Genomic DNA, 13818 nt, shown 5'->3' on the forward strand with positions numbered 1-13818 from the left:
AATCGCAGCTGTTGCAGTACTCTTGCTTGCCGCAACTGTCGTGCTCGTCACGTCGTTAGCTACATTTGCGGTGTACGTTAATGTGCCGCTGGCAAATGCCGGACTGAGTGTCACGCCGCTTAACGTCAATGCACTTAGCGTTGCATCTGGGCTTTTAGCACGCATTACGGTTACCGTATAGTATTGTGTGCTGCCGTCTTCTGCTGTTGCATGAACGGTGATCACATTCTCTCCTACCGATAACTGTTTCAAACCTAGATCGGATGCTGTAATCGTTGCTGTTGCATCGCTCTTGCTTGCTGCAACTGTCGTACTCGTCACGTCATTAGCCACATTTGCCGTGTACGTTAATGTACCGCTAGCAAATGCCGGACTGAGTGTCACGCCGCTTAACGTCAATGCACTTAGCGTTGCATCTGGGCTTTTAGCACGCGTTACGGTGACGGTATACTCATTTTTCGTAATGCCGTCTTCCGCTGTTACATGCACGGTAATCACATTCTCTCCTACCGATAACTGTTTCACACCTAAATCAGCTGCTATAATCGTAGCTGTTGCAGTTCCCTTGATTGCCGTAACTGACGTGCTCGTCACGTTGTTAGCTACATTTGATGTATATTCCATTGTTTCACTATCAAACGTTGGACTAAGCGTCACTCCGCCTAACGTAAGCTCGCTAAGCGATGCATCTGCACTCTTCGGATTTCTTACATTCGACTGCACGGTCAGTATTTGCGGCTCAGACTCCGGTTGCAGAGCTGTTGCCGCTATACGAACGGAGATTGTATCATTTTCCTTAACAGCAATATTATCGATGCTTGTTTCAGAAATTCTCTCATACAAATTATTGTTGACTCTATACTCCATCGCTGAGGTAACACCGTTTAACTTGGTTGTCTCACCAATCGTTCCTGGTTCCAAAGTGCCCGTTGTCGGTGCCGCCGCAGACTTGATGTTCTCGCGTGTTACCGTTAACGTTTGGTCAAGTGATGCAGGTTGTGTCGTCACAGCCGCTAATCGAACGGAAATCTTTTCTCCTGCATTGACAGCAATATTGTCCATGCTTGTACCCGTTATTGCCGAGTACGATCCAGAGCCTACTTTATATTCCATTGCACTCGTCACGCCAGTTAGCTTTGTTGTTCCCGCACTTGTCCCAGCGGTCAATGCCGACGTTGTAGGTGCAGTACCCGACTTAATATTCGCTAGTGAAACCGTCAATGTTTTTGTGCTCAATATATCTGCTGCTGCACGAATAAAGACTTTATCTCCCGCATCTGCAATAAGGTTATCCACTTCCATGCCGGTAATTGGAATATAAGTGCTGCCGTCAAGTGAATATTCCATCCCCTCTGCAACGCGGATTAATTTGGTTGAACCGCTGTCCGTTCCTTGAGCCAAGGCTACAAACGCCCATAATTGAGGATATTTTTCCGGGAGAATATACCACTCAGTAATGAAATTCCAGCTGTTAAAATGGGATTTCATTTGCATTTCAGCGGTTAATTTCCCAGTACCTCTTCCTGTATCTCCTTGGTGAGTGGTTTGACTGTCGTAGTAGCTGTTATTGATTGAATCATAAGCTATATTACCGTTCAAGCCACCTACTAAAGAACTCCCCGACACAGCTCCTGTTGCGTAGCTATTGCTTATTGAACCAAATTGAGCGACACCAATCAAACCGCCAACATAACTTACTCCGCTCACACTACCTGTCGCGTAGCTGTTGCTAATGGATCCGTATTGACGAAAACCAACCAATCCGCCAATATAAAAGATCCCGCTTGCATTTACCGCCGCCATGCTGTTTTGTATGGTTCCATTTTCACTATAGCCAACCAAGCCTCCTACAGAGGTAGAACCTTGTACCGTTCCTGTAACGCTGCTGTTGCTAATTTTTCCATAATTAGTACCAGCCAGCCCTCCTACGTTGCTGCTTTGTCCAATTATATTAACATCTTCCAACACCATATTTGTAAGGGTGCCCTCTGCATTCACAGAACCAAATAATCCTATGTTTGCAGCGTAATTAGTATCGATTTTTAAATTTGAAATTGGATATCCGCTGCCGTCTATATATCCTTTAAACGGCTCAATACCATTTCCTATCGGCTCCCAGTTTGCGAAACCGTTTAAATTAATGTTTGCTATGAGCTTGTAATAAGTGCCGCTATCCATATTATTTCTAACCTCATTAAGATGATCAGAGGTTTCTATGAGATATGGATCACTTATTGTTCCCGCTCCTGCTCCTGGATACAGCTTTCTAACAAGCTGGCTTACCCCTACGTCTGGATAGCCAGACGCGGATATGTTGATATTATGATTGCCTTTTGCCAGGACGCCGGCTTTTATCGTGATTTTCCCGTTATTGACCGTATATTCCGTTCCCATAGCGAGTGTGGCAGATCCATCCTTCACCGCCGTGATTGCTTGGCGCCACTCCGAATCGTCAGCGAACGTAAGCTCAATATCATTCGCATTATTGTTATCCGTCGTGTCCGCTATAACTGTGGGCGGGGTGAACGTGATAGCCGTAATTTCTAACGGCAAACCGTAAGGCGTGTTATCGCTATCCAAAAAAGCCCCTGCATCAATCTTTATGGCGTTTGCCGCACCAACTAGATTGTCTTTAAAATTGATTTGAAGCGTGCTAGATGTAGCTGTATATGTTGCGTTCGTAACGGTATCGTCTGCATCAAGAGCTGTAAAGTTGCCGTTACTTGTTTTTTTAATGGTAATCTTGCTTTTCAAATCCTCTAAAGTGCCAGCTTGTATCGCATATACGTTAAACGTAACCGTTAATGTCTTATTGTAATTACTAACGGCTTTGGTCATTTCCCCAGAATCAAGCTGAAGGTTACGGTAGTAACACTTTTTGGGAGTTCCTGCAGCAGGATCATCGAATACGTCATTTGAACAAGCTATACTGTTAGTTGCAATTTTTGTATTAAAGCTATAACTACCACCATCACCCCAGTATCGTACTTCTTTTGTTCCTTCAAAGCTGCACATAGTACGCTCATCCGCACAATATGTCCAACCCGCACTGCCGTCTGGGCCAACGCTTGGCGCATCTGCAAATGCAGGCAACGCAAGAGACGACGAAAACAATGAAAAAACCATTAAACCCAATAGTAAACGAACCATATAACCTTTTAACAATACTCGCGTCGAGCCTGATATTCTTTTTTTAAACATCGCTTTTTTAACTCTCCTATGGATAGACTTTAGTTTTTCCCGATTTCTGCTTTATTCATTTTAGACTTATAGCCTTTATCCCCCTTTTATACTAATTTATTGTTGTAGATTATCTTTTTATGTCGAATCTCCTAATGATCCTTCTAACTATAAGACTATATTTTCAAAAAAAAAACTCCCCGAATGGGGAGGTATGCGTAAGAAAAAGGGGCTATTATACGATTAGCATTAATTGTTTGGCATGCTGCAACGCCTGCACCCGATTGTTAACTCCAAACTTTCTGTACATATTTTTTATATGAAACTTTACAGTTTCAGCCGTTATGTTCAGGCGATTAGCGATTTCCTTGTTTGACAATCCGCCCGCAATCCACATTAAAACCTTTGTCTCTTGTTCGGTTAGCAGGACTTTGTGCGATTTGTCCTCTACCTGTATGACAGTAAATGCTTGAAGCAACTGTCTAACATACTCCAGTGAAACTATGGGAGGAGCGGATAAAACTTTTTCTTGCTTTCCCTTCATATAAGCAGTCAGCAGTACAGCTACTATAGGTCCTTCATCGATAAAGCTGCGTACATACCCCTCTGGTTGCCCTAAGTGTAATGCCTTCTCCAACTGTTTCCTGGCAGCCTCAGTATGACCCAAACGTTGATGCATCACGCTTTGCATAATTAAAACTTTAATTTGATCTCGAAGACGATCCTTCTTCTCTAATATACGATACATCTGTTCCAATAAGAAAAGCGCTTCTTCTATCCGCTCACACGCTGCAAGCACTCTGGCCAAAGATACATACTCTGCCATTCGAGACAATGGAACCTCATCCGTATGCGCCAGACCACATCTTTGCATCCAATCAAAAGCAGCTTGGGGCAAACCTTGCTGCAGTGATAAATAAGCTTGTTCCGCTTCTATGCCCAACATAAATAATTCATAATCAGGTGAGTCAATTTGGCATGTCAACTGAGTGAGCAGCTCTGATGCACGGATTGGATTTCCTTTGGCTTGCTGAATTCTCGAAGCACTTATATAATTCGGAATCATAATCCGGGCATATGGCACGATGTCCCTACGCTCAATAGCCTTATTTACATATAGCTCTGCCTCGTCCAATCGATTCCACTCGTATAGCAATTTGCTATAGGAAGCGTATAAAAAACCGATAAAGGGATATTCTTTTTTATTCTCCCAAACTTTAATCCATTCCAAGAGGAATGTGTCTACGGCATGAAGATCATTGATATGCGCCAAATGATCATCAAATATATCATAAGCTTGATGTCTGTTACGCCCCATCGTTTGAAAAAAGCTGCCTTCCGGCACATATTTCTCTACCAACTCGAGGTAAGTCGACAGTCGCTCCACGTCCTTTTGAAGATACGAGGAAATAGAATAAAAAAAGTAGATATTGCCCATGACCTGGCGCCATTCCACTTCGCTCATCTTTCCCTGCAGCGCTTGTAGGCGAGTTTCTACTTCCCCAATTCTTATGAAGGCGGCTTGCCATTCTCCGATTCCTAGTAAGACCGAAATATACAATAGATCGATCATAGGTTTCTCAGCAAAAGCGTTCTCCGGCAAAAGCGATACCCATTTAACTAACAAAACCGTTTTCGAATGCACTAACTTATGCAAATTTTTCTCAATCAAACGGACAGCGTCCTCTATCTGCTTTCCCTCTAAGTAATGGTCTACTGCTTCTTCGTCAAAGCCATGATGCTCCAGCCAAGCAGCTGCATGAATATGTACCTGCATCCACTTTTCCTGGTCTGTTCGAAACAATACTTGTTGCAAAAAATCTGAAAGCAGATGATGGTACCTATACCAATTTCTCTGATCATCCAACGGGATAACAAACAAATTCAGCTGCACTAATCTCTCCAATTGCTCCTGACTATTCGGGTGGCCCGTTACAGCCTCGCACAATGAATGATTCATCCGACTTAAAATAGAGGTTTCCAATAAAAAAGTACGTATGGATGCCGATTGATGCTGAAATACTTCTTCCAATAAATAATCGGATATATGATGCTGCTGACCCTTAAATTGTTGAATGGTCGCAGCTATGTTATCACTTCGCTTCAGAGAGATTGCTGCAAGCTGCAAGCCGCTGATCCACCCTTCTGTCTGATGGAACAGCTCCGTCACTTGTTCTTTAGACAATGATAAATCAGTCGTATCCCGAAAAAAAAGAACGCCTTCCTCCAGCTTAAAACGTAAATCGTCGATAACGATTCGGTGTAAATCACCTTTTGCCAGCAGTCTGGCGGTAGGTATCGTCAAATCGGTACGGCTTGCGATATAGAGATGAATCTGAGAAGGCAAATGCTCGAGCAAATAGGCCATGGAATGGTTTATAGAGGGAAGTTCAATAACATGATAATCGTCGAGAATGATGACAAGCTCGCTGGTTAATTGACTGAGCTCATTAAGCAGCGCTATAATGGCAAGCTCCATCGAAGTCGATGAACCTTTTTCGAGCAGCACCCCAACTGTGGAGCCAAAGCCGGGAATTCTCTCCTCAATAGAAGCTGTGACATATCTCCAAAACTGAATCCAGTCATTATCCTGCTTGTCCAGTGAAATCCAGGCAACAGCTCCATCGCACTGCCGCACCCATTCACTTAAAGCTGTCGTTTTCCCGTATCCAGCCTGCGCAGAAACAAGCGTCAACTTGGCTTCCATTCCCGCATTAAGCATTTGTATTAGCCGTGGCCTTGATACTAAAGAGTTACGGACATGGGGGATGTGAATTTTTGTACTTACAATCAATGAAAGTTCCTCCGTATACCTGTTGCGATTGGTAGAACATAATTTTTAAATATCGCAGCGAACCTGTTGTTTATAATAGAAAAACCACATCATGAATTTACATTTAATTACCATTTTAGAAGTCTTATCTAATAGGAATAGTATATCAGTTAACTCGGTATTAAAATATGGAAGGATGAATTTGAACCTAAAAAAAGAACCTTACCCCTTTTTACATGGAGTAAAGCTCCTGCTTAATATATTGATATAGCTTTGCACTAGCAAGCTTCAACGTATTGGTTTTACTGACCAATCCAGAGAGCTACAGCGGGCAAACCTTATACCATTTATAGGACACGGTTCTAATGAACGCGAACCTTGTCGCCATCCTGAAGCGGATCTCCGCTCTCGAATACAATCGACTGCTGTTCGAACAGCCCATCTGTAACAGCAGATTGTGTATCATTTGAATCAACGACTGTAATGTACGCTTTGCGAACGTAAAAGGCGTTGCCTAATGGTCCACTCCTCTCCTCCATGGCAAACACATATTTTTTGTCTCCCTCATCGTGAATCGCTTTATTCGGTACCAGAATGGCATCATCTGTCTTCTGAGTCAGCATAACCTCGGCACGCTCTCCCCCCTGCAATTGATTATCCTTTATCGCAACAAGCAATTTCTTCATTGCCGTATGCGAGGCTGCGCTTCCGCCTTCACCTGCTGGGCTAAGAGCATCAGTGTCTTGGATTTCCACTAGGCTGCCCTCGATTTGTCTAGCCTGAGTGCCGCTCAATTGAACATCGAGCTTCGCTCCTTTTTCCAGCGGGGAAGCTGCAGCCTCGGGAACTAGAATTTCAAATTCAAAACCAAGGCTTGTATTGGCAATCATAACAGCAGGCCCTCCTTCGGATGAAGCCAAACCCTCGACCGCGCCAACCTTGGTTACAATCCCGTCAAAAGGCGCAACCAATGTGCTCGTTTCTGCCAGATTATCCTGCAGCTTCTTAATTCTCCGCTGCTGCATATCCCTATCAATCTCGTTTACCTTCAGCGCATGTTTGGCGCTTTCGACGCTCTTCTCATCTCCGCTTTGGGAGGCTTCGACATAGCTTTGCTCCAGCTCTTTATTGAGTAGCTGCAGCTTACTAAGAGCGGCCTGCTCGTCTAGTATTTGATTTTTTGCAGCCTTCTGATCATAAACAATCAATACCAGCCCTTTCTTAACGGGCTCCCCTTCCTTAACATTCACTTTGTTTACCCTCATCCCGGGCTCACCCGACAAAGCCGTTTGCACCCGCCATTTCACAATACCGCTGCCTTGAAAGGCATGATTAAGTTCACCACGGTTTGGCGTGACTAACACGACCTTGGGTAAGGTTAAGGACATTAGCGTATTGCTAAACAGCGTAAATCCGATTAACAGCCCTATAAACAAGCCAAACAGAAGGCGAATTTTTCTTTTGCGTCCAGGCACTGCTTGGCCAGCTAGTTGTAATTCCATTAAAATCCCTCCGTGAATGGGCTAACCTTTAATTCCCGATAGCTGAACACCCTCAACAAAGTACGACTCTGCATATAAAAATAACAGCACCATCGGAGTCATATACAAAACGGAGGCAGCAAAAGCAACGCCCCTTGCACCCTCGCTAATACGCGATAAATAGAGTGACAACGGCTGCTTGAATGTGTCCTCAAGAAATATAAGCGGCTGCTCAACCATGTTCCAATTATCAACAAATAACAAAACAATTAAAGCGGCGATTCCCGGCTTGACGAGCGGCACAATGATTTTACAAAAAATGGTTGCATGCCCTGCCCCATCTATTTTGGCTGCTTCAACGTACGTATATGGAATATGCATCATGAACTGCCTGAGCATAAACACGCCAAAAGCGCTGAATATCCCCGGCAGTATAATGGCGGAAGTTGTATTCATGAGCCCCAGCTTATCCGCAATAATATAATTGGGCACTAACGTCACTTGAAACGGCATAAGCATGGTCATCAAATATACGACAAACAGCTTATCCCTCCCCCAAAACCGCAGCTTGGCAAATGCATAAGCGGCTAGAGATGCGATCATCACTTGCAGAACAATGATGGGTACAACAATAAACACGGAATTCCAAAACATATGGAGAAACATCGGTTTATGAACCAATACCTCCGCATATTGACCGAATGATACCCAATCGGGAATCAGCTTTAGATTGATATATCCGTCTTTTTCTCCTGCCGCAATATTAACCATCTTGCCAATGAGATTGTAGTTATAATCAATTTCGGTCTCTGTCATGAATGAGTTGGAAAACGTAACAATAATGGGGAATAGCATTGCCGCAGCAAGTCCCCCCATGATAATTGACAACACAAGCTTTTTAAATAATGGCAATCCTTTCACCACCCTTTCACCCATCCATGGAATTCCGAAAACGCCGTTCGATGGAAAGCATGATCATTACAAAAGCAAGAATACAGCCTACCATTAGAACTGCAGCGGCTGTCAGCTTCTGTACATCAAGGGATAAAAACATATTATTCATGTAATGCTGCAGCATATAGATGCGGTCATGAGGATAATTGCCTGCGATCAGATACGTTTCACGAAACACTTTAAACGAATTAATAATAGATATAAGGACGACAAAAAACATGGTCGGAGTCAAATAAACGAGCGTAATATGAATCCATTTATGAAAAATGCCCGCACCCTCAATATCCGCCGTCTCATAATAGTCTTTAGGAATGCTTTGGAGCCCCGCCAAAAATAATATGATGTTGTACCCGATGTTTTTCCACGTATATACGATGGCAAGCACACCGATTGACCATTCCGACTTCATCCAATCTATTCGATCCAGATGCAAGCTCTGCATCCAAGCATTCAATGTCCCATTCCAGTCGAACATGATTTGCCATATCATCACAATAGATGCGACAGGCACGACAAGCGGCAGTACAAAGGCAGTCTGCAGCCAATTTCGAATAAACAGCTTTTGATTCAGCAAATGCGCAAACAACAAAGACAGAGCAATAATAAGCGGTACACTAACACCAGTGAACAGAAATGTATTGGCTGCCGCTTTCCGAAAGGATGCGCTGGCCTGCAAATCCTTGTAATTGTCCAAACCAACAAATGAACCGTTAACGGTACTATCCTGAAATGAATATACAAATCCCATGGCAAACGGGACAAGATAAAATAAGGAAAAACCAATCAGGCTCGGTGCCAAAAAGCAGGCTGCCGCAGCACCATCCTTGCGCAGCAGCCTGATCAGAACACTTTTGATGCTTTTCCTATTCATTTAAAACAGTCGTCACTCTATTTTGAATTAGCTTTGCCACGGCTTCAGGCGTTTTCTGTCCGGCGAAGTAAGCTAAGGACTCTTCTCTTACAATGTCATCAATATGAGTATTGTTGAACTGAACCGAATATTTGGCCCCAGTAAGGAATTTATCTAGATCGTCAATATCCTTTTGAGTAATTTCAAACACTTTGCCTTTCATCGGTCCGATCGGTTGAATAGACTCAACCGTCCCTTTTTTTAATACATCCTGGACGACCCTGCTGTATGAAGCTTTACTGAGTGGGAAGCCGGCACTGCCTGCTCGATGCTGCATCTCATTAGAGTGCATAAATTTCAAGAAATCCCATGCCTCCTCTTTTACAGAAGACTTTGCGTTTATGCCCAGCGTTTGATACGTTCTGAAGGAGCCGCCTGCCTGCTGACCGCTTGCGATCGGCTTTAAGTATAGTTTTGTTTTGTGGGATAGGCCTCCTGTCAAAAACTCGCTTTGTTTTACCTCACGAATATAATCTTCAGGCGAGTTAATTTGGGTGTCTCTAAATATAGGAAAGCCTTTATCTCCACTCATAATTTTGTCATCGAACACGGATTTTACTTCTTTCAGCAAATCAGTAATGGCAGCAGAGTCGAAATTAGCCTTTCCGCTCTCCTTATCCACAAACGTCCCATATTGATCATTAACCAGCTGCGTGATCAAATATTCTGGCTCAGTTGTGCCTAATACGGATTGATTTTCATCTGTATGCTTGACGAGCTCTCTAGCCGTTTCTATAAACTGAGTCCAGTTCCAATGGCTGTCATCAATTTTAACGCCGCTTTTTTCGATCAACGTATTATTGCCGAAAAGACCATAAATAAAAAAGCCAAGCGGCATCCCGTATAATCCTCCGTTCACTTTCATTCCGTCCAAAATATTGCCAAAATACTGTTCCTTCTTAAAAGTTGGGTCCTTATCAATCAGCTCACTCATGTTGACCAGCAGCTGTTTTTTTATATAATCCCCTGATGGCAGTTGATCCATCTCAATCAGGTCAGGCCCTTTACCGGACAACAAAGCCGTACCTGTCGTTTTGATAAACTTCTCCAAATTGACTTCTAAATCCGCGTCCTCTGTATCTATGTATTTGAGATCAATGGTGATATTGGGATGCTTGGCTTCATATTTCTTTTTGGCTTCTACAAAAAACTCGTTCGAAAAAAAGGTCGAGAACACAATCGTTTTTTTCTCATTGCTGTTTTTCGGTTCAACCGTTTCTTCCTTCGGCGGATTTGTACCGGCCTGCCCCTCGCTCTTTGTCTGCGTACCTCCTGAATTTCCGCCTGCAGCAGAGCTGCATGCAGATACAACCATCATCATTATCGTCAACAAAATGAACAATGCCTTTTTCATAGGTTCTCTTCCTTTCAATTGCTATCATTGTCTACTGCTTGAACTTTTATCGTTCCGAGGCATTACTTCATCAGTATAGTGACTGGATATATGATAAGTGAGATAGAGTTGTATTGAAGTTGTAAAATATAAAAATGCAAGCAAAAACGCCTTCGGCGTCCTTTAGACGCTGAAGTAGCTTTGACGGTGAAATATAAGCCCTTTATAAGCTAACAAACTTATAAATTCTTATATTTCAAAAAAGCCAATTGCACATGCAATTGGCTCTCTTCATCTCACTCTATTTATAGTCTAGAATAGTAGCTTAACAACGCCATAACGTCCTTGCTAAACCCGACAACCTTATTTTGACTCACATTCACCGTGACGCAATATTTCAACTTCCCATCTTCCTTGCTCGCATAATACAATTCCACAACGCTGTCCCAGCGGGTAATGTCCTCATTCAGCGACAATTCAGATATGGGGTAACTTCCTTTTTTATCGATAAACGCATTTGCGAGATCAATGATTTTCTCTTGTTCACTTTGACTGCTGGAGGAAGGAGCTCGCACGACGCCCACCTCGGAGAGTTTAATCACATCGCCGTCCTTGGCGTTCAGCACAATGTCATACACTTCATTAGGATCAGACAACCTAGTCAGTGTTATATAATACAAGCCGCCAGAAATGTCATCCAGTTCTGTTTGATAATCCAGCTTGGCCTTAGCGCCCTGTTCAATCACCTGCGCCCTTTCCGGTCTGGGGTTAGTTCCATACTCCGCTTCATTTAGCAGCTCTCTAAATTTATGCTGGTCAATAGCCATCAGCTCGAATTGCAGCTCATCGATCGTTAGACTCTTTTCCAAATACTTATTGACTGAATTCAAACTAAGCGTCTTCACCGCCTCTTGGGACAGAACACCCTCGTATTCCACATCGTTGTTGCCCGTTTCTTTCGTTATTTTTTTAACCATTACCGTGTCTTTGGGGGTTCTGTCCAATACGTTGCCACACCCCGTCGAAATGATTGCGAGCGCTGCGAGCACCATAACCAGAATGAGCTTGTTCATTCCTTAATCCCGCCTTTCGGATGACCCGGAGTGAACACAACTTCTACGATTGTGCCCTGATTTTCATTGCTTGCAATATGGATTGCAGCATGATGTACGCCTGCAATACTTTGACATATCGCAAGCCCTAGACCTGCTCCGTTGCTGCTTCTTGTTCTAGACTTGTCCGCCATATAAAAAGGTTCAAATATTTTATCCTGATGTTCCTTGGCAATGCCGATGCCCTCGTCCTGTACCTGCAGAATATATTGATTTCTGCGCCACAGAGCACGCAGTATAATGGTTTGCTGCGGGGCTGAAGCTTTCAGCGCATTGTCAACAAGATTGGAGATCAACACCTTTATCAAATCCTTCTCCACCAGCAGCTCGCACGGTTCGCATTCCACGATCATACCCACATGCTTCTCGCTCGCCATCACACTAAGCGTCGGTTTTAATTCAGCAAAAATCGCACCTAAATCGTGCAGCTCCATCTGGAAATCGTCCTCCTCCAGCAAAATCAGGTTCATGAGCTTCAATGACAACGACTCTAGGCGCTTTCCTTCCGAATAAATGACATTCAAGCTATCCATGAACATTTCCTCGTTATATTTGGTTGTCCTCATAAAATTGGCGTAGGCAATAATGGAAGTCAAAGGTGTCTTCAATTCATGTGTAAAATTGTTGATGAACCGCTGTTTCTCTTCATTATTTCGCTCGAGAATCGTAATTTTGTCCTCAACAACAGCAGCCATGTCATTAAAATTTTGAGCCAGCATGCCAATTTCATCCTTTGATTTTATCCGGACGCGCTCCGAGAAATCGCCTTGTGCAATAACCTGCGCGGTCTGGCTAAGGTGATCAATCGACCTCGTCAGCCCTCGGCTTACAAAAAACATAATCAGCATATAGAGGAAGCAGGCTGCCACATCTACTTTTGCAAAAAACTGATATTGATCCACGCGGTCCTGGTACACAGAAGTTACGTCGATCATATAGGTGAAAACATAGCTTTTATGGTTTATATTCGCAATATTTGATGTGAACAGTATCGTTCGCTGATCGATATCACGCAAAATATAACTAATTTCGTCTACGGCCAGCTTGTCCAGTTCCTCACGCTGCTTTGGGATTTGAAAATCGGTATTGTTAAAGACTGACCGATTTTGCTCGTCCCTAATATCCAAATAAACGAGCTGCTCGTTATTTTTACCAACAAATTCGTTTGCAATTCTCGTTAATACCGTTTTTTCGTAATCAATGGAGTCATAGATTCGAAGGATGGGTACAATCGCATCGACGCTGGAATGAATGCTCATGTTCTGGCTTAAAGCATTGTTGATTTCCTGCTTAAGCATTCGATTATGGCTTCGCTCAATCACCATAATAGAGGCAGCGTTAAAAATAATGATGAAAACTAGAATAGAGAAGACATAAATTTTTTGCCAAAATTTCATCCTCTTAATCCTCCAGCCGATAACCGAGTTTATAAATCGTCTTGATGTAATCCTGCAGCTCTAGCTTCTTGCGCAGCGATTTAATATGCATATCGACCGTTCTCGTCTCGCCATAATAGTCGCCGCCCCATACCTTACTAATGAACTGCTCTCTCGAGAGGGCAATGTTCTTATTTTTTAGCAAAACAACAAGCAATTCATATTCCTTCGGCGTCAGCTCGACTACTTCCCCTTGACTGGTTACTTCTCGTTTATCCATATTGACTGCAATAGATTGAAATTGTAATACACTTTCTTCTTTGCCGTATCTTCGCAATACCGTCTCTATGCGGGCAAGCAGCTCGATAGCCTCGAAAGGCTTAACCATGTAATCATCGGCTCCCAGTCTTAATCCATTCACTTTATCGTAGACAGAGTTTTTGGCCGTCAAAAAAATAACCGGTATTTGGTAAGGCTTCATTCGTTCCATCAGCGCAAATCCATCCAAATGAGGGATCATCACATCCAGCAATATAAGATCAACCTTCTCCCGCTGAAGCAGCTCCAGCGCCGCCAAGCCGTCATAAACCTCCGCCGTATCGTAATTCACAAGGTTGAGATTCATTTTAATGATTTTGGATATGTGAATATCATCTTCAACAATCAAAATCTTTTTTTTCATCGTCCGAATCCCCTAAC

General features: G+C 43.2%; 9 protein-coding genes. All 9 read right to left on the reverse strand.

The window, feature by feature from the left end:
* Positions 1 to 3201, reverse strand: a 3201-nt coding sequence (locus tag AB4Z45_RS18890) for a hemoblobin-interacting domain-containing protein (RefSeq protein ID WP_441910835.1), incomplete at its 3' end; no start/stop codon positions are given.
* A gap of 214 nt (positions 3202 to 3415) precedes the next feature.
* Positions 3416 to 5974, reverse strand: coding sequence for a LuxR C-terminal-related transcriptional regulator (locus AB4Z45_RS18895; protein WP_441910837.1), 2559 nt, complete (start codon positions 5972 to 5974; stop codon positions 3416 to 3418).
* A gap of 341 nt (positions 5975 to 6315) precedes the next feature.
* Positions 6316 to 7455: an efflux RND transporter periplasmic adaptor subunit gene (locus AB4Z45_RS18900; RefSeq protein WP_441910839.1), complete on the reverse strand. Its 1140-nt coding sequence runs from the start codon at positions 7453 to 7455 to the stop codon at positions 6316 to 6318.
* 21 nt (positions 7456 to 7476) lie between these two features.
* The gene (locus tag AB4Z45_RS18905; RefSeq protein ID WP_441910999.1) at positions 7477 to 8310 is read right to left on the reverse strand and encodes a carbohydrate ABC transporter permease; all 834 of its coding nucleotides are present in this window, start codon (positions 8308 to 8310) and stop codon (positions 7477 to 7479) included.
* A 52-nt stretch (positions 8311 to 8362) separates the two neighbouring features.
* Positions 8363 to 9259 carry a carbohydrate ABC transporter permease gene (locus AB4Z45_RS18910; protein WP_441910841.1) on the reverse strand — a complete coding sequence of 299 codons (897 nt, stop codon included), beginning with the start codon at positions 9257 to 9259 and terminating at the stop codon, positions 8363 to 8365.
* Complete coding sequence (locus AB4Z45_RS18915; protein WP_441910843.1) at positions 9252 to 10652, reverse strand: ABC transporter substrate-binding protein; 1401 nt, start codon at positions 10650 to 10652, stop codon at positions 9252 to 9254. Before AB4Z45_RS18915 ends, AB4Z45_RS18910 begins: the two co-directional genes overlap by 8 nt.
* Before the next feature lie 284 nt (positions 10653 to 10936).
* Positions 10937 to 11704, reverse strand: coding sequence for a hypothetical protein (locus AB4Z45_RS18920; protein ID WP_441910844.1), 768 nt, complete (start codon positions 11702 to 11704; stop codon positions 10937 to 10939).
* Positions 11701 to 13140 (reverse strand): sensor histidine kinase, encoded by a 1440-nt coding sequence (locus AB4Z45_RS18925; RefSeq protein WP_441910846.1) that lies wholly within the window; start codon positions 13138 to 13140, stop codon positions 11701 to 11703. The genes AB4Z45_RS18920 and AB4Z45_RS18925 overlap by 4 nt, the downstream gene beginning before the upstream one ends.
* Positions 13141 to 13144: 4 nt before the next feature.
* Positions 13145 to 13801 carry a response regulator transcription factor gene (locus AB4Z45_RS18930; RefSeq protein ID WP_441910848.1) on the reverse strand — a complete coding sequence of 219 codons (657 nt, stop codon included), beginning with the start codon at positions 13799 to 13801 and terminating at the stop codon, positions 13145 to 13147.
* Positions 13802 to 13818 lie beyond the last annotated feature (17 nt).

Origin of the sequence: Paenibacillus sp. MCAF9 (genome assembly GCF_052114265.1) — a bacterium.
Taxonomy (GTDB): Bacteria; Bacillota; Bacilli; order Paenibacillales; family Paenibacillaceae; genus Pristimantibacillus.